An 18412-nucleotide genomic window follows, 5' to 3' on the forward strand; every position below is an offset into this window, starting at 1 on the left:
ACACAGATCAAGGATCTAACCACAGGGATCTGTGCATAAACTTGGATCCTGCTGTGATCAAACTGGCGATTAATCACAACCCTAATCCCACTGCGATCCGCCCTGTGTATAAGATCGCGATCTATCCACCGGATCCGATCGCGATGATCCCGTGAAGATCACAGCAATCGATCCAACACAAATATATGTATATAAAGGGATTTTGGTGGATTTCCACAGAGATCCTCTCCCTTAATAAAAGAAATAACAAAGGATCTTTAAATAGATCTTTTAAATATTAGGGATCGAGCGACGCCAAGGTTGGTCAAAAAGTACACTTTGTCTGGTGGTCAAGCGGTGATAGAATGCAGCGCTTTTTTGGTCCATGGGATACATAGGTAAGAGTCATGCAGGCGCAAGAACATTTTGACGTGATCGTGGTGGGCGGTGGCCATGCGGGGACGGAAGCGGCCCTGGCCAGCGCGCGCACCGGCAGCAAAACCCTGCTGCTCACCCACAACCTGGATACCCTGGGCCAGATGTCCTGTAACCCGGCGATCGGCGGGATCGGCAAAGGCCACCTGGTGAAAGAGATCGATGCCCTTGGCGGTGCCATGGCATTGGCCACGGATCGTTCCGGCATCCAGTTTCGTACCCTCAATGCCTCCAAAGGCCCTGCAGTACGGGCCACTCGCGCCCAGGCAGACCGAGCCCTCTACCGGCAGGCAATCCAGGACACCCTGTTCCAACAGGACAACCTGCAGATCTTCCAGCAGGGAGTGAACGATCTGATCCTGGAGCAGGACCGGGTCTGCGGCGTGATCACCGATGCCGGCATCCACTTTCGAGCCAACGCCGTGGTGCTGACCGTTGGTACCTTCCTCGATGGCAAGATCCACATCGGCCTGGATAATTACGGCGGTGGTCGTATCGGCGACACCAACGCGGTTAAGCTGGCGCACCGCCTGCGTGAGATGCCGTTCCGCATGGACCGGCTCAAGACCGGCACCCCGGCCCGCTTGGATGCCCGCAGTCTCGACTATTCGGTGATGCAGGAGCAGCCCGGCGATACCCCGACGCCGGTGGTCTCTTTTATTGGTGACCGGGCGATGCAACCGCGCCAGATCTCCTGCTACATCACCCACACCAACGAACGGACCCACGAGATCATCCGTGCCGGTCTGGATCGCAGCCCCATGTACACCGGGGTGATCGACGGCATCGGTCCACGCTACTGTCCGTCGGTGGAAGATAAGATCATGCGCTTCGCCGACAAGACCTCGCACCAGATCTTCGTCGAGCCGGAAGGGCTGAACAGCTTTGAGATCTACCCCAACGGGATCTCCACCTCCCTGCCCTACGACGTGCAGGTTGAGTTGATCCACTCCATCAAGGGGTTTGAGCAGGCCCGGATCCTCCGTCCCGGCTACGCCATCGAGTACGATTACTTCGATCCACGGGACCTCAAAACCTCGCTGGAGAGCAAGTACATCGACGGACTGTTCTTTGCTGGCCAGATTAACGGCACCACCGGCTACGAGGAAGCCGGTGCCCAGGGCCTGTTGGCCGGCCTCAATGCCGCCCGCCAGACCCGTGGCGAGAGCGCCTGGACCCCGCGCCGGGACGAGGCCTACCTTGGCGTGCTGGTGGACGACCTCTCCACCCTGGGCACTCAGGAGCCTTACCGCATGTTCACCTCACGGGCGGAATACCGTCTGCTGCTGCGGGAAGACAACGCCGATCTGCGCCTGACTGAGCTGGGTCGCACCATGGGGCTGGTGGATGATCACCGCTGGGCCCTGTTCAACCAGAAGGTGGAGGCGATCGAGCAGGAGCGTCAGCGCCTGCGCAGCACCTGGGTGCAGAAGGACAGCCCGGAAGCCGAGGTCCTCAATCCTCAGCTCAAGACCCCGCTGGCGCGGGAAGCCAACCTGGAGGATCTGATCCGCCGCCCTGAGGTCAGCTACGGCCAGCTTATGGCGGTGGAGAGCCTGGGCCCGGGCCTGGACCACACTGCGGCCGCGGAACAGGTGGAGATCCAGATCAAGTACGCCGGTTACATCGACCGGCAGAAGGACGAGATCGAGAAGGCTCGACGCCATGAGGGCACCGTGCTGCCGCTGGAGCTGGACTACACCGAGGTGAAAGGCCTGTCCAACGAGGTGATGGCCAAGCTTAACGCCCACAAGCCGGAAACCATCGGCAGCGCCTCCCGCATCTCCGGGGTGACCCCGGCGGCCATCTCCCTGCTGCTGGTCTACCTGAAAAAACAGGGCCTGCTACGCAAAAGCGCCTGATCATCATCATTCGATAACGCGGCGGGGCTTTTCATGCCCCGCCGCGCACTTCATAATGCAAAATTGAACTTCCGGAGGACAGCAATCGTGCTGGCTCAAAGACTTAGCGCCCTTATCGCCCAAACCAGCTTGGAAATCAGTCCGGCTCAGCAAAAGCAACTGGTTGAATTGGTTGAGCTATTGGATAAGTGGAATAAGGCTTACAACCTGACCTCGGTACGCGATCCCAACGAGATGCTGGTGCGCCACATCCTGGACAGCATCGTGGTGGGCCCCCACCTGGCGGGCCAGCGTTTTATCGACGTCGGCACCGGCCCCGGTTTGCCCGGGCTGCCACTGGCGATCTGTAATCCGGACAAAGAGTTTGTGCTGCTGGACAGCCTGGGTAAGCGGATCCGCTTTATCCGCACGGTGATCCACAAACTGGGGCTGACCAACGTCACCGCGGTGGAGAGTCGGGTCGAGGCCTACCAGCCGGAACTGGGCTTTGATGGGGTTCTCAGCCGAGCCTTTGCCTCGCTGGAGGACATGCTCAGCTGGTGCCATCACTTGCCCGCCCCCCATGGTCGCTTTTATGCCTTGAAGGGGCAACTGGACCCGGCCGAGTTGGCCGCCATCCCAGCCGGCTTCGCCGTACAAGAGTCCCATGCACTGCAGGTGCCGCAACTGGAAGGCCAGCGGCACCTGGTGATTGTCACTGCCCAGTAAACCGAGAATTGGAGAGCGCCCGTGGCCAAAATCATCGCGATAGCGAACCAGAAAGGTGGGGTTGGTAAGACCACCACCAGCATCAACCTGGCGGCGTCCATGGCGGCGACCCGACGCCGGGTGTTGCTGATCGATCTGGATCCCCAGGGCAACGCCACCATGGGCAGTGGCATCGACAAGTACCAGGTCTCTCATACCGCCTACGACCTGCTGGTGGAGGAAACCCCCGCCAGTGAGGTGATCCAGACCGAAACCACTGGCAAATACCACCTGATCGCCGCCAACACCGATGTGACCGCGGCAGAGATCAAGCTGATGGAGGTGTTTGCCCGCGAGCTGCGCCTGCGCACCGCGCTGGAATCGATCCAGGACCAGTACGATTACATCTTTATCGACTGCCCTCCCTCGCTCAACATGTTGACCGTCAATGCCTTGGGGGCCGCCGATGGCGTGGTGATCCCGATGCAGTGCGAGTACTACGCCCTGGAGGGGCTGACCGCGCTGATGGACACCATTGGCAAGCTCAAGCAGTTGATCAATCCCAAGCTCGAGGTGGAGGGGATCCTCCGTACCATGTACGACCCTCGCAACCGCTTGGCCAACGACGTCTCTGATCAGCTCAAGCAGCATTTCAGCGACAAGGTCTATCGCACCGTGATCCCCCGTAATGTCCGACTGGCGGAGGCGCCCAGCTTTGGTGCCCCGGCCATGTACTACGACAAGAGCAGCGCCGGCGCCAAGGCCTACCTGGCCCTGGCCGGTGAGATCCTGCGACGCCAGGAATCGGCGCGGATCACCTCGTTGGCAACCGAATAACCTGAAGAGGACGACCATGTCTCCGAAAAAACGTGGCCTGGGCAAAGGGCTGGATGCCCTGCTCGGCAGCAGCCAGGCCGTCGCGCAAGCCCCTAGCGTCGAATCCCCCAATGAACAGGACGGCGGTCTGCTCGAACTGCCGGTGGGCAGCCTGCGACCCGGTCAGTACCAGCCGCGCCGTGATATGTCCCATGAGGCGCTGGAGGAGCTGGCCGCCTCGATCAAGGCACAGGGGGTGATCCAGCCTATCGTGGTGCGTCAGCTGGCGGGCGACCGTTACGAGATCATCGCCGGTGAGCGTCGCTGGCGAGCCTCTCAGATGGCTGGCCTGGAGCGGGTGCCCTGTCTGCTTAAGCAGGTGGACGATAACGCCGTGGTGGCCATTGCCCTGATTGAGAACATCCAGCGGGAAGATCTCAATGCCATGGAAGAGGCGATCGCCCTCAAGCGTTTGACCGATGAATTTCAGCTGACCCATGCCCAGGTGGCAGAGGCAGTGGGTAAGTCCCGCACCACGGTCACTAACTTGCTGCGTCTGAACAACCTCAATGAGGAGGTGAAGACCCTGCTGGAGCATGGCGACCTGGAGATGGGCCACGCCCGTGCCCTGCTGGCGCTGGAAGGGGACGAACAGACCCTGGTGGCCCGTCAGGTGGTAGCCAAGGCACTGACCGTGCGCGATACCGAAAAGCTGATCCAGAAGCTGCAGAATCCCAAGCCGGCGGCCGAGGCCAAGGCTCAGGACCCGGACATCACTCGCCTGGCGGATCGCCTGACCCAGACCTTGGGGGCCGAGGTGGATATTCGCCATGGCAGCAAGGGCAAAGGCAAGCTCGTGATCAACTACGCAGACCTTGACCAGCTTGATGTGATCTTGCTCAAGCTCGACCCGCAATTGAACCAGCAAGACTAGGGGCCATCGGCCCCTTTTCCCCCTCTCTGAGCGTTAAAAAAGCCATCGCTGGCTCTGGGCTTACCGGCCCAGTCGCCAGCGATTTGAGCCCGCACCGGGCGTGGAAAAATCGGTTTTTGCGCCGCATCACAAAACATCGCGACTTTTCGCCTGCGCTCACGCTTAGCGGGGGTTCGTTTGGTTGCATCCAAACCTTAAGCCGGTATACTTTCGCATGCTTTTTGCGGTTAATTTTCCAGCCCTGTTGGAAGATTGCCAAAAACTGATGCGGAGCTTGAAGTATTGATTAGCAAATTAGCTCGCCAGCGACGGAATGCGGCCTATCGACTGGTACTTCTGCAGTTGGCGATAACCTTGCTAATGAGTGGTTTGGGTTACGTCATCTGGGAGAAAGAGATTGCCATGCTTGTAGCCAAAGGCGGGGCAATCGCTGTTCTTCCCGGATTCATATTCGCTTTCCTGGCGTTCTCTCAAGTTGGAGGGAAGGCCGCGAAAGAGGTACTTGGTGCCTTTTTCTTCGGGGAATCGATAAAGCTGATGCTAACCATGGTGCTCTTCACCTACGTGTTTGCCGTCACTGAGCTCAGCTCACCCGCTGCGCTCTTCTTCGGTTACGTCACGGCGTTGATGGCACATTGGGCAGCACCTTTGTTTTTTTCAACAAAAACAATGAGATGAATAATGGCTGCTACTCCAAAGGAATATATCCAGCACCATCTGACCAACTTGCAGGTCTGTGCCACCGATAGCGGTATCGGTTGGAACTATGCCTGTAAGGAAGCAGGGTTCTGGACTTGGCACGTCGATTCATTGCTGTTTTCGGTTGGCCTTGGTGTCCTCTTCTTGTGGCTGTTTCGCTCTGTAGCGAAAAAAGCCACCACCGGTGTTCCCGGCAAGCTGCAATGCTTTGTCGAGATGGTGGTGGAGTTTGTGGATGCTTCCGTTAAGGACGCGTTCCACGGCCGCAATAAACTCATTGCACCGCTGGCATTGACCATCTTCGTCTGGGTTTTCCTGATGAACCTGATGGATTTGATCCCAGTGGATTTCATTCCCGAGCTGATCATGCGCACGACCGGTGCTGATTACTTCAAGATCGTTCCTACGACCGACTTGAACATCACCGCTGGCCTGGCCATTGGCGTGCTGTTGATTGTTATCTTCACCAGCATCCAGGTGAAGGGAGTGAAAGGGTTTGCGAAAGAGTTGACGCTGCATCCGTTCAACCACCCGGTAATGATCCCGTTCAACTTCGTGCTGGAGACCGTTACCCTGCTTGCGAAGCCAGTCTCTCTGTCCCTTCGTTTGTTCGGTAACCTCTACGCAGGTGAACTGATCTTCGTTCTTATCGCCATCGTCTACACAGGCGGCGTGGTGGTCGGTTCCATGGGCGTGCTGCTGCACGTGCTCTGGGCCATCTTCCACATCCTGGTGATCGTGCTACAGGCCTTCATCTTTATGATGCTGACGATCGTGTATCTCAGCATGGCAAGTGAAGACCATTAAAATTTATTTTAAATAATTCAATAATTTATATCTGGAGACAATCATGGATATGACTTACATCGCTGTTGCTTTCCTGCTGGCTGCCTGTGCACTGGGTACCGCTTTCGGTTTCGCCATCCTGGGTGGCAAGTTCCTGGAGTCTTGTGCTCGTCAGCCTGAGATGGCCCCGACCCTGCAAACCAAGATGTTCATTATTGCTGGTCTGCTGGATGCCGTACCGATGATCGGTGTTGGTATCTCCATGTACATGCTGTTCGCCTAAGCCGATCCCCGATCCGCTTTCACGGGTTTTGCTCCGGCAAAACTTGAATTGGATTAAAGAGGAGATGCCGTTGTGAACATCAACGCGACCCTACTCGGTCAGCTGATCGCCTTTATCCTCTTCGTCTGGTTCTGCATGAAGTACGTATGGCCGCCGCTGATGGCTGCCATCGAAGAACGACAGAAGAAGATCGAAGACGGCTTGGCTAGCGCAGAGCGTGCAAGCAAGGATCTGGACCTGGCCCAAAACAAGGCGTCAGAGAAGATCAAAGAAGCGAAAGCACAAGCAGCGGAGATCATCGAGCAGGCCAACAAGCGTGGTGGTGCTCTGGTGGAAGAGGCCAAGGCGGAAGCCGAAGCCGTTCGCGCCAAGATCATCGCCCAAGGCGAAGCTGAGATCGAAGCTGAACGAAACCGCGCCAAGGATGAACTGCGCGCCCAAGTTGCTGTTTTGGCAGTAGCGGGTGCCGAGAAGATCCTCGAGCGTACCATTGATGCTGACGCGCACAGCGACATTGTCGATAAGCTGGCTCAAGAGCTGTAATACAAGGGAGAGGGCTAAATGTCTGAATTGACCACCATTGCTCGCCCTTACGCCAAAGCCGCTTTCGATTTTGCGGTGGAGAAGCAGGCGGTTGATCAGTGGGCACAGATGCTGGCCTTTTTGGCCGAAGTGGCGGTGAACGACACCGTTGCGGATCTGCTGTCCGGTCAGGTCAACCCGGAGCAACTGTCGGAGATTTTTATCAACGTCAGTGGCGAGCAACTCGACCTGCATGGCCAGAACCTGATCAAGGTAATGGCAGAAAATGGACGCCTGGTGGCGCTGCCCGCCGTTGCAACCCAGTTTGCGCTGATGCGCGACGAGTGGCTCCAGGAGGTGACTGCAGAGGTTCAATCTGCCACCGAGCTGGATGCCGAGCAACAGGCGACTATCGCAGCGTCTTTGGAAAAACGTTTGGCACGCAAAGTGAAGCTGAACTGCAGCGTGAACCCGGACCTGATCGCAGGGGTGGTCATCACCACTGGCGACATGGTTATTGACGGGTCGGTACGCGGCAAGCTCGGCCGCCTTGCCGACAAGCTGCAATCCTAATTTGGGGATTTGAGCATGCAACTGAATTCCACTGAAATCAGCGAACTGATCAAGAGCCGTATTGAACAGTTCAACGTTGTCAGCGAAGCTCGTAACGAAGGTACCATCGTTTCTGTAAGCGACGGTATTGTCCGCATCCACGGCCTGGCCGATGTGATGCAGGGCGAGATGATCGAGCTGCCTGGCAACCGTTATGCCATCGCACTGAACCTGGAGCGTGACTCCGTAGGTGCTGTTGTGATGGGTCCTTACGCCGATCTGGCGGAAGGCGTAAAAGTTAAATCCACTGGCCGTATCCTGGAAGTTCCGGTTGGCCGTGGCCTGCTGGGCCGTGTGGTAAACACCCTGGGTGAGCCGATCGACGGTAAGGGCCCCATCGACAACGATGGTTTCTCCCCCGTTGAGGTAATCGCCCCGGGCGTAATTGAGCGTGAAGGCGTGTCTCAGCCGGTACAGACCGGCTACAAGTCCGTTGACTCCATGATCCCGATCGGCCGTGGCCAGCGTGAGCTGATCATTGGTGACCGTCAGACAGGTAAGACCGCGATGGCGATCGATGCGATCATCAACCAGCGCGACTCCGGCATTAAGTGTGTGTACGTAGCGATCGGCCAGAAGGCCTCCACCATCGCCAACGTAGTACGCAAGCTGGAAGAGCACGGTGCCCTGCAAAACACCATCGTAGTTGTTGCCTCCGCTTCTGAAGCGGCTGCTCTGCAGTACCTGGCGCCCTACTCTGGTTGTTCCATGGGTGAGTACTTCCGTGACCGCGGTGAAGATTCCCTGATCGTATACGATGACCTGTCCAAGCAGGCCGTTGCCTACCGTCAGATCTCCCTGCTGCTGCGCCGCCCGCCGGGCCGTGAAGCTTTCCCGGGTGACGTTTTCTACCTCCACTCCCGTCTGCTGGAGCGTGCCTCCCGTGTGAACGCCGAGTACGTAGAGAAGTTCACCAACGGTGAAGTGAAAGGCCAAACCGGTTCTCTGACCGCTCTGCCGATCATTGAGACCCAGGCTGGTGACGTATCCGCGTTCGTACCGACCAACGTGATCTCCATTACCGATGGTCAGATCTTCCTGGAAACCGACCTGTTTAACGCCGGCCTGCGTCCTGCGGTAAACCCCGGTATCTCTGTATCCCGTGTAGGTGGTGCAGCCCAGACCAAGATCATCAAGAAGCTGTCCGGTGGTATCCGTACCGCGCTGGCACAGTACCGCGAGCTGGCCGCCTTTGCTCAGTTCTCCTCTGACTTGGATGACGCCACCCGTGCCCAGCTGGAGCATGGTGAGCGTGTAACCGAGCTGATGAAGCAGAAGCAGTACGCGCCGATGAGCGTTGCCGAGCAGGCTGTTTCCATCTTTGCGGCTGAGAAGGGCTTCCTGAAGTCCATCGAAGTGGCCAAGATTGGTGACTTCGAAGCCGCTCTGCTCTCCTACATGAACAGCGAGCACGCCGAGCTGATGAAGCAGATCAACGAGACCGGAAACTACAACTCCGACATCGAAGGTCAGCTGCAGTCTGCCATGGACAAGTTCGTTGCCACCCAAACCTGGTAACAGGTCAAGGAGAGTAAGAGATGGCTGTCGGCAAAGAGATCCGTACCAAGATCGCGAGTGTTCGAAACACTCAGAAGATCACTTCAGCGATGGAGATGGTGGCCGCATCTAAGATGCGTCGTGCGCAAGAGCGCATGAATGCCAGCCGTCCCTACGCTGATAGCATGCGTAAGGTGATCGGTCACATCGCGCAAGGCTCTCTCGAATACAAGCATCCTTACATGGTGGAGCGTGAGGTTAAGAAGGTGGGCTACATCGTAGTCTCCACCGACCGTGGCCTCTGTGGCGGTCTTAACGTCAATCTGTTCAAGCAGATGATGTTGTCCGCCACCGACTGGCAATCCAAGGGTGCCGAGGTGCAGTTCGCTGCCATCGGCTCCAAGGCTTGCCAGTTCTTCCAAGCCTTTGGCGGCGACGTAACCGCTCAGACCTCAGGCCTCGGTGATGAGCCGAGCCTGACCGATCTGATCGGTGCCGTGAAGGTGATGCTGGATGCCTACGACGAGGGCAAGCTGGATCGTCTGTACCTGGTGTACAACCAATTTGTGAACACCATGAAGCAGGATCCGGTGATCGATCAACTGCTGCCGTTGCCGAAGATCGACACACTCGATAAAGCCCACACCTGGGATTACGTCTACGAGCCCGACGAGCCGAAGCCGCTGCTGGATAAGCTGCTGGTTCGCTACGTCGAGTCCGTGGTGTACCAGGGGGTTGTCGAGAATGTCGCGTCCGAGCAGGCCGCGCGTATGGTAGCGATGAAAGCCGCTACCGATAACGCGGGTAACCTGATCGACGATCTGCAACTGGTGTACAACAAGGCTCGTCAGGCTGCGATTACGCAGGAACTGAGCGAGATTTGTGCCGGTGCCGCAGCGGTTTAAAGCAACGGTTTAGACAGAATCAGAGGAAAAATCATGAGCACAGGTACTGTTGTTCAGGTGATTGGCGCGGTTGTCGATGTGGAGTTCCCGCAAGACGCCGTTCCTCAGGTATACGACGCCCTGAACGTATCCAATGATGGCGCCAGCCTGGTGCTGGAAGTTCAGCAGCAGCTGGGCGGCGGCGTAGTCCGTACCATCGCAATGGGTGCGTCCGAAGGTCTGCGTCGCGGCCTGGAAGTAACCAACACCGGTAAAGCCATTGAGGTTCCGGTGGGCACTGCGACCCTGGGTCGCATCATGAACGTACTGGGTGAGCCCATCGACGAAGCCGGTGATATCGGTGAAGAAGAGCGTTGGTCCATCCACCGTGAAGCCCCGAGCTACGAAGACCAGTCCAGCGCCACTGAGCTGCTGGAAACCGGCGTTAAGGTAATTGACCTGGTTTGTCCTTTCGCCAAGGGCGGTAAGGTTGGTCTGTTCGGTGGTGCCGGTGTAGGTAAAACCGTAAACATGATGGAGCTGATCCGGAACATTGCGATTGAGCACTCCGGTTACTCCGTATTTGCTGGTGTAGGTGAGCGTACCCGTGAGGGTAACGACTTCTACCACGAGATGAGCGAGTCCAACGTACTGGACAAGGTATCTCTGGTATACGGCCAGATGAACGAGCCGCCGGGTAACCGTCTGCGCGTTGCACTGACCGGCCTGACCATGGCTGAGAAGTTCCGTGACGAAGGTCGTGACGTACTGTTGTTCGTTGACAACATCTACCGTTACACCCTGGCCGGTACCGAGGTATCCGCACTGCTGGGCCGTATGCCTTCTGCAGTAGGTTACCAGCCGACCCTGGCGGAAGAGATGGGCGTTCTGCAGGAGCGTATTGCTTCTACCAAGACCGGCTCCATCACCTCCGTACAGGCGGTATACGTACCTGCGGATGACTTGACTGACCCGTCCCCGGCCACCACCTTCGCCCACTTGGATGCGACCGTGGTACTGAGCCGTGATATCGCTGCCCGCGGTATCTACCCGGCGATCGACCCGCTGGATTCCAGCTCTCGTCAGCTGGACCCGCTGGTTATCGGTCAAGAGCACTACGACGTGGCTCGCGGCGTTCAAACCGTTCTGCAGCGCTACAAAGAGCTGAAGGACATCATTGCGATCCTGGGTATGGACGAGCTGTCTGAAGACGACAAGCTGACCGTAGCCCGCGCCCGTAAGATCGAACGCTTCCTGTCTCAGCCGTTCTTCGTTGCTGAAGTATTTACCGGTTCTCCGGGTAAGTACGTTCCGCTGAAGGAAACCATCCGTGGCTTTAAAGGCATCCTGGCCGGTGAGTACGATCACCTGCCGGAGCAGGCCTTCTACATGGTTGGTTCCATCGAAGAAGCCGTTGAGAAAGGCAAAAACGTTTAATCTTTCCGGGAGGAAGAGATGGCAATGACTGTTCACTTGGATGTCGTCAGCGCGCAAGAGAAGCTGTTCTCTGGCCTGGTAGAAACCCTGCAAGTGACCGGCTCCGAAGGTGAGCTGGGGATCCTGCCGGGTCACGTACCTCTGTTGACTGCCATCAAGCCCGGTATGGTTCGTATCGTCAAACAGCACGGTAAAGAGGAGCTGATCTACCTGTCAGGAGGTTTCCTGGAGGTTCAGCCCGATAACGTAACCGTGATGGCTGACGTTGCCGTTCGTGCGGAAGAGATCGACGTGGAAGCGGCCCGTGAGGCGAAGCGCGCTGCGCAAGAGCGCATCGCCAACGCCGGGGTCGACTTCGACTACGACGCAGCCATGGTTGAGCTGGAGAGAGCTCTGGCTCAGCTGCGTGTTGTCGAGACCATCCGCAAAGGACTGGGCAAGTAAGCGCAAACGCTTGTCACCAAAAAGGCACCCTTCGGGGTGCCTTTTTTATTGCCTGCCGTCTGGTCGCTGATCAATCCCCTCTCGCTGGGTATAATAACGTTCGAAATCAATCAACGAGAAAACCTGATGAAACTGGAAGTGGTTATCCTCGCGGCGGGGATGGGAACCCGGATGAAATCCAAGCTGCCCAAGGTACTGCACCCGGTGGCGGGCAAGCCGATGGTTCAACATGCCATCGACGCTGCGGCGCCACTGAACCCGCAACGGACCCACCTGGTTTACGGCCACGGTGCCGACCAGTTGAAGGCCGCGCTGAGCCACAACAGTGTCCAGTGGGCGCTGCAGGCGGAGCAGCTCGGTACCGGTCACGCGGTGAACATGGCCGATTGGGATGACGACAGCACCCTGCTGGTACTCTATGGCGATGTGCCGCTGATCCAGACCCAGACCCTGGAGCGTCTGCTGGCGGTGCAGCCTGACAACGGCATCGGCCTGCTTACCGTCACCCTGGACAACCCCACCGGCTATGGCCGCATTGTCCGCCAGCACGGCAAGGTGACCGCCATCGTTGAGCAGAAGGACGCCAATGCCGAGCAGTTGGCCATTACCGAGGTCAATACCGGTATCCTGGTGGCACCGGGCAAGGCACTGAAGCAGTGGCTGGGTAACCTCTCCAACGAGAACGCCCAGGGCGAATACTACCTCACCGATGTGATCGCCATGGCGGCCGCCGAGGGGGGAGTCGAAACCGCCCAGCCGGATTCCGCCATCGAGGTAGAGGGGGCCAACAACCGCTTGCAGTTGGCGGCGCTGGAGCGCGCCTTCCAGGCCCGTGCCGCCGAGCAGCTGATGCTGTCTGGCGTTACCCTGATCGATCCTGCCCGCTTCGACCTGCGTGGCGAGCTGACCACCGGCTCTGACATCACCATCGACGTCAATGTGGTGGTAGAGGGCAAGGTGACCATCGAGGATGATGTGCAGATTGGTGCCGGTTGTCTGCTGAAGGATTGCCATATTGGCAAGGGCAGTGTAATCAAGCCCTACACCATCGTTGAGGGCGCCTCCGTGGGTGAGGTGTGCAGTGCCGGGCCTTTTGCCCGTCTGCGTCCCGGCGCCGAGCTGGTGCACGACAGCCATATTGGCAACTTCGTCGAGATGAAGAAGGCCCGTCTTGGCCAAGGCTCCAAGGCCAACCACCTGGCCTACATCGGCGATGCCCAGGTAGGTAGCAAGGTCAACATCGGTGCCGGCACCATCACCTGCAACTACGATGGCGCCAACAAGCACCTGACGGTGATTGAAGATGAGGTGTTTGTCGGCTCCGATACCCAGCTGGTGGCTCCGGTGACCGTGGCCAAGGGTGCCACCATTGCTGCCGGATCCACCATCACCAAGGACGTTGGCGAAGGCGAGCTGGTGCTGACCCGTACCAAGCAGCGCCACATCAGCGGTTGGCAGCGACCGGTGAAGAAGAAATAACACCAAGGAGGCCATAGCCTCCTTTTTTATTGCCTCAAGTTCAGATCCTACCCGCCAATTTCGCTTCTTTGGCTTGATCTCTCTTGTTTTGTTTTTATACTTTCTAACTTTCGGTTCGAAAGATAATGATTCATGTCGAAACGTAACACCCAACAGCGCCGCCATAATATCGTTGCCCTGGTTAACCAGCAGGGCGAGCTTAGTGTGGACCGCCTGGCGCGGGAGTTCGCCACCTCCGAGGTCACTATTCGCAAAGACCTGGCGGCACTGGAATCCGCGGGGCTATTGCTGCGTCGCTACGGTGGCGCAGTGCCGTTGCCGACCGAGCTGGTAAGTGACGACCCGGCCCACAAGGTATCGCCCTTTAAGCAGGCCATCGGCCAGGCGGCCGCCAGCCAGATCCGCGACCACCAGCGCATCGTCATCGACAGTGGCCGCACCACCGCAGCCCTGATTGGACAGCTGGGCAGTAAGCGCGGACTGGTGGTGATGACCAACTCTCTGGACAGCGCGGAGGCGTTGCGGTCGCTGGAGCCGGAGCCCACCCTGCTGATGACCGGTGGGACCTGGGATCCTCACTCTGAATCCTTCCAGGGCCAGGTGGCGGAGCAGGTGCTGCGCTCCTACGATTTTGACCAGCTGTTTATCGGCGCCGATGGTATTGATGTGGCAAGGGGCACCACCACCTTTAACGAGCTGTTGGGCTTGTCCCGGGTGATGGCGGAGGTCTCCCGCGAGGTCAATGTGATGGTGGAGGCGGATAAGATCGGCCGTCGCATCCCCAACCTGGAGCTGCCCTGGGACCGGGTGACCCGATTGATTACCGACGACCGAGTAGATGACTCGGTGGTCAAACAGATTGAATCCCACGGCGTGCAGGTTATCTGCGCTGTCGTACAGCATTAAAAGTTTAGGAGCACCTATGTGTGGCATTGTTGGCGCAGTAGCGCAGCGTGATGTGGCGGAGATCCTGGTAGAGGGACTGAAGCGGCTGGAGTACCGCGGATACGACTCCGCCGGGGTAGCGATCCTGACAGCTGACGGTGAGCTGGGTCGCCTGCGTCGTCTGGGTAAAGTGCAGGAGCTGGACAACGCCCTGAACGAAACCCCGCTGGCCGGGGGCACCGGCATTGCCCATACCCGTTGGGCTACCCATGGTGAGCCGTCTGAGCGCAATGCTCACCCCCATCTCTCCAGCGACCGTGTTGCCGTGGTGCACAACGGCATCATCGAGAACCACGTTGAGCTGCGTGAGCATCTGAAAAGCGAAGGCTACACCTTCGCTTCAGATACCGACACAGAGGTGATCTGTCACCTGGTGCACCATGAACTGAAATCCCACGACACCCTGCTGGCGGCGGTTCAGGCCACAGTAAAGCAGCTGGAAGGCGCTTACGGCACCGTGGTGGTGGACCGCACCCAGCCCGAACGCCTGATCGTGGCCCGCTCTGGCAGTCCACTGGTGGTAGGCTACGGCGTGGGCGAGCACTTTGTCGCTTCCGACCAGCTGGCACTGCTGCCGGTGACCCGTCGCTTCGCCTTCCTGGAGGAGGGGGACGTGGCAGAGATCACCCGTCGTGAGGTGAACATCTTTGATGTTGATGGCAACCCGGTAACTCGCGAGGTGAAGGAGTCTGAGGTTAGCCACGATGCCGGTGACAAGGGCGAGTTCCGTCACTACATGATGAAAGAGATCCACGAGCAGCCGCTGGCGCTGCAGCGTACCCTTGATGGTCGTCTGGCCGGCGGTAAAGTGGTACCCGAGGCCTTTGGTGACAACGCCGCCGAGCTGCTGGCCAAGGTCAAGCACGTACAGATCATCGCCTGTGGCACCAGCTACCACGCCGGCATGGTTGCCCGCTACTGGCTGGAGCAGCACGCCGGGGTCTCCTGCAACGTCGAGATCGCCTCCGAGTTCCGCTACCGCAAGTCCCATGTGTTCCCGGACAGCCTGATCGTCACCATCTCCCAATCTGGTGAGACCGCCGATACCCTGGCCGCCCTGCGCCTGGCCAAGGAAATGGGCTACATGGCCAGCCTGACCATCTGTAACGTACCGGGCTCCTCGCTGGTGCGTGAGTCCGACATGGCCTACATGATGAAGGCCGGTGCCGAGATCGGCGTGGCCTCCACCAAGGCCTTTACCGTGCAGTTGGCGGCGCTGGCGATGCTCACCGGTGCCATCGGTACCCATAACGGCATGAGCGATGCTGCTGTTGCGGCGCTGGTCTCCAGCCTGCAGCAGCTACCGAGTAAGGTGGAGCAGGCACTGGGTCTGAACGACGCCATCGAGGCGCTGGCGGAAGATTTTGCCGATAAGAGCCATTCGCTGTTCCTGGGACGGGGTGATCAATACCCCATCGCCATGGAGGGGGCGCTGAAGCTCAAAGAGATCTCCTACATTCACGCCGAGGCCTACGCCTCTGGTGAGCTGAAGCATGGCCCCTTGGCGCTTATCGATGCCGCCATGCCGGTGATCGTGGTGGCTCCCAATAACGAACTGCTGGAGAAGCTGAAGTCCAACGTGGAGGAGGTTCGCGCTCGCGGTGGCCTGATGTACGTGTTTGCCGATGTGGACGCCCGCTTTGAAAGCGATGACACCATGAAGGTGATCCCGGTGCCGCATTGCGACGAGTTCATCGCGCCGATCATCTATACCCTGCCGCTGCAGCTGCTGTCCTACTACGTGGCGCTGATCAAGGGCACCGATGTAGACCAGCCGCGTAACCTAGCCAAGTCCGTGACCGTGGAGTAATTCCACCGGTTGGCGATAAAAAAAGCGCTGCTTAGGCAGCGCTTTTTTTGTGCCTATTCCGCGTCAGTGAGACGGAGAACGGGTTTCACATGGAACATCATGACGCAAAAAAGCGCAGCATCCCCTGCAGGAATCGCTGGGATTGAGGCGGACGCTCGAACGAGGCCAGCGCCTGCTCATAGACCGCCTCGCCAATCTGCTCCCTACGCTTGTCCGCCAGCGCCCGGTTGTAGCCGACCAGGAACTCGGGGTGACCCTGCACCGTCAGCACCCGGTCATCCAGGCCAAAACTGTAATGGGGGCAGAAGGCCGAGGTGGCCAGCAGCTGTGCGCCCGGCGGTAACTGCACCACCTGGTCCTGGTGGGATGACAACAGGTACAGCTCAGGATCGCTGTCCGCCAGGTAATCCGGTGCACCAGTGCGTCGGGTGGGGTAGCTGCCCATACCCCAGCCCCCAGGGTGTTTTGCCACCCTGCCCCCAAGAGCTTCGGCGATCACCTGGTGGCCGAAGCAGATCCCGGCTATTCGGGTGGGGTGTTTCTGGGCCTGCTGGATCCAGTCTTTGAGCTGCGCAATCCAGGGCAGCTCTTCGTAGGCGCTGTGGCGGCTGCCGGTGATGATCCAGGCAGACAGGCTGTCAGGTGCAGGTAGCTCGCTTGCCATGGCGTCGAACACCTGGAAGCGCAATCCATCGCTGAGCTCACTCAGGCCACGGATGAACATGTCGGCGTACTGGCCGTATTCGCTGGCCAGCTTGGGGTCGACCCGGTCGCAGTCCAGGATCCCGATCTCCATGGTCACTCCTTACTTCATGGTGGGCATAACAAAATCGGCCTGCTCTCGGGTGTCCGAGCGCGGCCAGCGGGCGGTGATGGTCTTCATCCGGGTATAGAAACGCACCCCATCACTGCCGTGCATATTGAGCGGGCCGAACACCGAGCGCTTCCAGCCACCGAAGCTGTGGAACGCCATGGGCACCGGGATCGGCACGTTTACCCCCACCATACCCACCTGGACCCGATGGGAGAAGTCCCGGGCCAGATCGCCACTTTGGGTAAAGATGGCGGTGCCGTTGCCGTACTGGTGTTGATTGATCAGCGCCAGCCCGGTCTCATAATCCGGCACCCGCACCACCGCCAGCACTGGCCCAAAGATCTCCTCCTGGTAGATCCGCATCGGTGGCTGGACCCGGTCAAACAGGGTGCCGCCAAGGAAGAAACCCGGGCCTGGCTGATGGCGGCCATCGACCACCAGCTCGGCCCCCTGCTCTATCCCCGACTCGATATAGTCTAGGATGCGGGATTTGTGCTCAGCGCTGATCACAGGCCCCATCTGGGCCTCCGGCTGCTGTGCCAGGCCGGGGCCAACCCGTAGCTCGGCCACCGCCGGCGTCAGCTTGGCTACCAGCTTGTCGGCGGTCTCATCCCCCACCACCATGGCCACGGAGATCGCCATGCAGCGCTCGCCGGCGGCACCGTAGGCGGCGCCCATCAGGGCACTGACCGTGCCGTCCAGATCCGCATCCGGCATCACCAGCATGTGGTTCTTGGCCCCACCCAGCGCCTGCACCCGCTTGCCATGGGCACTGGCGGTGGCGTAGATGTACTGGGCGATGGGGGTGGAACCGACGAAGCTGACCGCTGCCACCTCTGGGTGGGTCAGCAGGGTATCCACCACTGCCTTATCGCCATTGACCACATTAAACACCCCATCTGGCAATCCGGCTTGCTGCAGCAATGCCGCCAGTTCCAGGGCGACCCCGGGGTTCTTCTCTGAAGGCTTCAGAATAAAGCTATTGCCACAGGCCAAAGCAATAGGAAACATCCACATTGCCACCATGGCGGGAAAGTTAAACGGGGTGATCCCGGCGCAAACCCCTACCGGCTGCATCAGGCTGTGGCTGTCGACCCCACTGCCGACGTTCTGGCTGTGTTCGCCCTTTTGCAGGTGGGGGATGCCGCAGGCAAACTCCACCACCTCCAGCCCCCGCACCAGCTCACCGTGGGCATCCGACAGCACCTTGCCGTGCTCCTCGGTGATCATGGCTGCCAGACGGTCCTTGTGCTCCTCCAGCAGGGCCTTAAAGCGAAACAGGACTCTTGCCCGTTGCAGTGGAGCCTGGTTGCCCCACGCTACCTGGGCTTGCTTGGCCACGGCGATGGCCTGCTCCGCCTCGCTGGGTAACGACAGCCCAACCTGGGCGATGCGCTCACCGTTGGCCGGATTGAACACCGGCCCGTTGCGCTCGCTGGTGCTGGCCTGACGCTGGCCGTTGATGAAGTTGTCGATCTGACGCATAA

At 58.9% G+C, this 18412-nt stretch carries 18 protein-coding genes; 16 read left to right on the forward strand and 2 right to left on the reverse strand.

Annotated features, from left to right (window positions below; genetic code table 11):
• Positions 1–386 precede the first annotated feature (386 nt).
• The 16 genes from mnmG to glmS all read left to right on the forward strand — a co-directional run bounded on the left by mnmG (position 387) and on the right by glmS (position 16111).
• Positions 387–2276, forward strand: coding sequence for a tRNA uridine-5-carboxymethylaminomethyl(34) synthesis enzyme MnmG (gene mnmG / locus BUC04_RS22125; RefSeq protein ID WP_067665163.1), 1890 nt, complete (start codon positions 387–389; stop codon positions 2274–2276).
• 87 nt (positions 2277–2363) lie between these two features.
• Positions 2364–2984, forward strand: a complete 621-nt coding sequence (rsmG, locus tag BUC04_RS22130) for a 16S rRNA (guanine(527)-N(7))-methyltransferase RsmG (protein ID WP_200804714.1) — start codon at positions 2364–2366, stop codon at positions 2982–2984.
• 21 nt (positions 2985–3005) lie between these two features.
• Positions 3006–3800 carry a ParA family protein gene (locus BUC04_RS22135; RefSeq protein ID WP_067665166.1) on the forward strand — a complete coding sequence of 265 codons (795 nt, stop codon included), beginning with the start codon at positions 3006–3008 and terminating at the stop codon, positions 3798–3800.
• A 16-nt stretch (positions 3801–3816) separates the two neighbouring features.
• Positions 3817–4713 carry a ParB/RepB/Spo0J family partition protein gene (locus tag BUC04_RS22140; RefSeq protein ID WP_067665169.1) on the forward strand — a complete coding sequence of 299 codons (897 nt, stop codon included), beginning with the start codon at positions 3817–3819 and terminating at the stop codon, positions 4711–4713.
• A gap of 282 nt (positions 4714–4995) precedes the next feature.
• On the forward strand, positions 4996–5391 hold the full coding sequence (locus BUC04_RS22145) for an ATP synthase subunit I (protein ID WP_067665172.1): 396 nt from the start codon (positions 4996–4998) through the stop codon (positions 5389–5391).
• 3 nt (positions 5392–5394) lie between these two features.
• Entirely contained in the window at positions 5395–6219 is an 825-nt protein-coding gene (gene atpB, locus BUC04_RS22150) for a F0F1 ATP synthase subunit A (RefSeq protein WP_067665175.1), read from the forward strand.
• Positions 6220–6250: 31 nt separating this feature from the next.
• The gene (gene atpE, locus BUC04_RS22155; RefSeq protein WP_067665178.1) at positions 6251–6481 is read left to right on the forward strand and encodes a F0F1 ATP synthase subunit C; all 231 of its coding nucleotides are present in this window, start codon (positions 6251–6253) and stop codon (positions 6479–6481) included.
• A 72-nt stretch (positions 6482–6553) separates the two neighbouring features.
• A complete protein-coding gene (atpF, locus tag BUC04_RS22160) occupies positions 6554–7024 on the forward strand; it encodes a F0F1 ATP synthase subunit B (protein WP_067665181.1) in 471 nt (156 codons plus the stop codon).
• An 18-nt stretch (positions 7025–7042) separates the two neighbouring features.
• Entirely contained in the window at positions 7043–7576 is a 534-nt protein-coding gene (gene atpH, locus BUC04_RS22165) for a F0F1 ATP synthase subunit delta (protein ID WP_067665185.1), read from the forward strand.
• A gap of 15 nt (positions 7577–7591) precedes the next feature.
• Entirely contained in the window at positions 7592–9133 is a 1542-nt protein-coding gene (atpA, locus tag BUC04_RS22170) for a F0F1 ATP synthase subunit alpha (protein WP_067665188.1), read from the forward strand.
• A 20-nt stretch (positions 9134–9153) separates the two neighbouring features.
• Positions 9154–10017, forward strand: coding sequence for a F0F1 ATP synthase subunit gamma (atpG, locus tag BUC04_RS22175; protein WP_067665191.1), 864 nt, complete (start codon positions 9154–9156; stop codon positions 10015–10017).
• Between the two features lie 33 nt (positions 10018–10050).
• Positions 10051–11433 carry a F0F1 ATP synthase subunit beta gene (gene atpD / locus BUC04_RS22180; protein WP_067665193.1) on the forward strand — a complete coding sequence of 461 codons (1383 nt, stop codon included), beginning with the start codon at positions 10051–10053 and terminating at the stop codon, positions 11431–11433.
• An 18-nt stretch (positions 11434–11451) separates the two neighbouring features.
• The gene (locus BUC04_RS22185) at positions 11452–11877 is read left to right on the forward strand and encodes a F0F1 ATP synthase subunit epsilon (protein ID WP_067665195.1); all 426 of its coding nucleotides are present in this window, start codon (positions 11452–11454) and stop codon (positions 11875–11877) included.
• A 126-nt stretch (positions 11878–12003) separates the two neighbouring features.
• A complete protein-coding gene (gene glmU / locus BUC04_RS22190) occupies positions 12004–13356 on the forward strand; it encodes a bifunctional UDP-N-acetylglucosamine diphosphorylase/glucosamine-1-phosphate N-acetyltransferase GlmU (protein WP_067665198.1) in 1353 nt (450 codons plus the stop codon).
• A 132-nt stretch (positions 13357–13488) separates the two neighbouring features.
• Positions 13489–14262 (forward strand): DeoR/GlpR family DNA-binding transcription regulator, encoded by a 774-nt coding sequence (locus BUC04_RS22195; protein ID WP_067665201.1) that lies wholly within the window; start codon positions 13489–13491, stop codon positions 14260–14262.
• A gap of 16 nt (positions 14263–14278) precedes the next feature.
• A complete protein-coding gene (glmS, locus tag BUC04_RS22200) occupies positions 14279–16111 on the forward strand; it encodes a glutamine--fructose-6-phosphate transaminase (isomerizing) (protein ID WP_067665203.1) in 1833 nt (610 codons plus the stop codon).
• A 97-nt stretch (positions 16112–16208) separates the two neighbouring features.
• On the opposite strand, the gene BUC04_RS22205 is transcribed toward glmS, so the two are convergent.
• Together BUC04_RS22205 and BUC04_RS22210 are read right to left on the reverse strand one after the other, a co-directional pair.
• Positions 16209–16907, reverse strand: coding sequence for a glutamine amidotransferase-related protein (locus tag BUC04_RS22205; protein WP_067665206.1), 699 nt, complete (start codon positions 16905–16907; stop codon positions 16209–16211).
• Positions 16908–16916: 9 nt separating this feature from the next.
• Positions 16917–18410 carry a CoA-acylating methylmalonate-semialdehyde dehydrogenase gene (locus BUC04_RS22210; protein WP_067665208.1) on the reverse strand — a complete coding sequence of 498 codons (1494 nt, stop codon included), beginning with the start codon at positions 18408–18410 and terminating at the stop codon, positions 16917–16919.
• Between the last annotated feature and the right edge of the window lie 2 nt (positions 18411–18412).

Origin of the sequence: Ferrimonas marina (assembly GCF_900129905.1) — a bacterium.
GTDB lineage: Bacteria > Pseudomonadota > Gammaproteobacteria > Enterobacterales > Shewanellaceae > Ferrimonas > Ferrimonas marina.

Excerpts from the sequence above, each read along its gene's own strand:
- glmU (WP_067665198.1), top strand. The coding sequence starts at position 12,004 with ATGAAACTGGAAGTGGTTATCCTCGCGGCGGGGATGGGAACCCGGATG.
- atpA (WP_067665188.1), top strand. The coding sequence starts at position 7,592 with ATGCAACTGAATTCCACTGAAATCAGCGAACTGATCAAGAGCCGTATT.
- glmS (WP_067665203.1), top strand. The coding sequence starts at position 14,279 with ATGTGTGGCATTGTTGGCGCAGTAGCGCAGCGTGATGTGGCGGAGATC.
- BUC04_RS22210 (WP_067665208.1), bottom strand. The coding sequence starts at position 18,410 with ATGCGTCAGATCGACAACTTCATCAACGGCCAGCGTCAGGCCAGCACC.
- BUC04_RS22185 (WP_067665195.1), top strand. The coding sequence starts at position 11,452 with ATGGCAATGACTGTTCACTTGGATGTCGTCAGCGCGCAAGAGAAGCTG.
- mnmG (WP_067665163.1), top strand. The coding sequence starts at position 387 with ATGCAGGCGCAAGAACATTTTGACGTGATCGTGGTGGGCGGTGGCCAT.
- BUC04_RS22195 (WP_067665201.1), top strand. The coding sequence starts at position 13,489 with ATGTCGAAACGTAACACCCAACAGCGCCGCCATAATATCGTTGCCCTG.
- atpG (WP_067665191.1), top strand. The coding sequence starts at position 9,154 with ATGGCTGTCGGCAAAGAGATCCGTACCAAGATCGCGAGTGTTCGAAAC.
- BUC04_RS22140 (WP_067665169.1), top strand. The coding sequence starts at position 3,817 with ATGTCTCCGAAAAAACGTGGCCTGGGCAAAGGGCTGGATGCCCTGCTC.
- atpH (WP_067665185.1), top strand. The coding sequence starts at position 7,043 with ATGTCTGAATTGACCACCATTGCTCGCCCTTACGCCAAAGCCGCTTTC.
- atpD (WP_067665193.1), top strand. The coding sequence starts at position 10,051 with ATGAGCACAGGTACTGTTGTTCAGGTGATTGGCGCGGTTGTCGATGTG.
- BUC04_RS22205 (WP_067665206.1), bottom strand. The coding sequence starts at position 16,907 with ATGGAGATCGGGATCCTGGACTGCGACCGGGTCGACCCCAAGCTGGCC.
- atpB (WP_067665175.1), top strand. The coding sequence starts at position 5,395 with ATGGCTGCTACTCCAAAGGAATATATCCAGCACCATCTGACCAACTTG.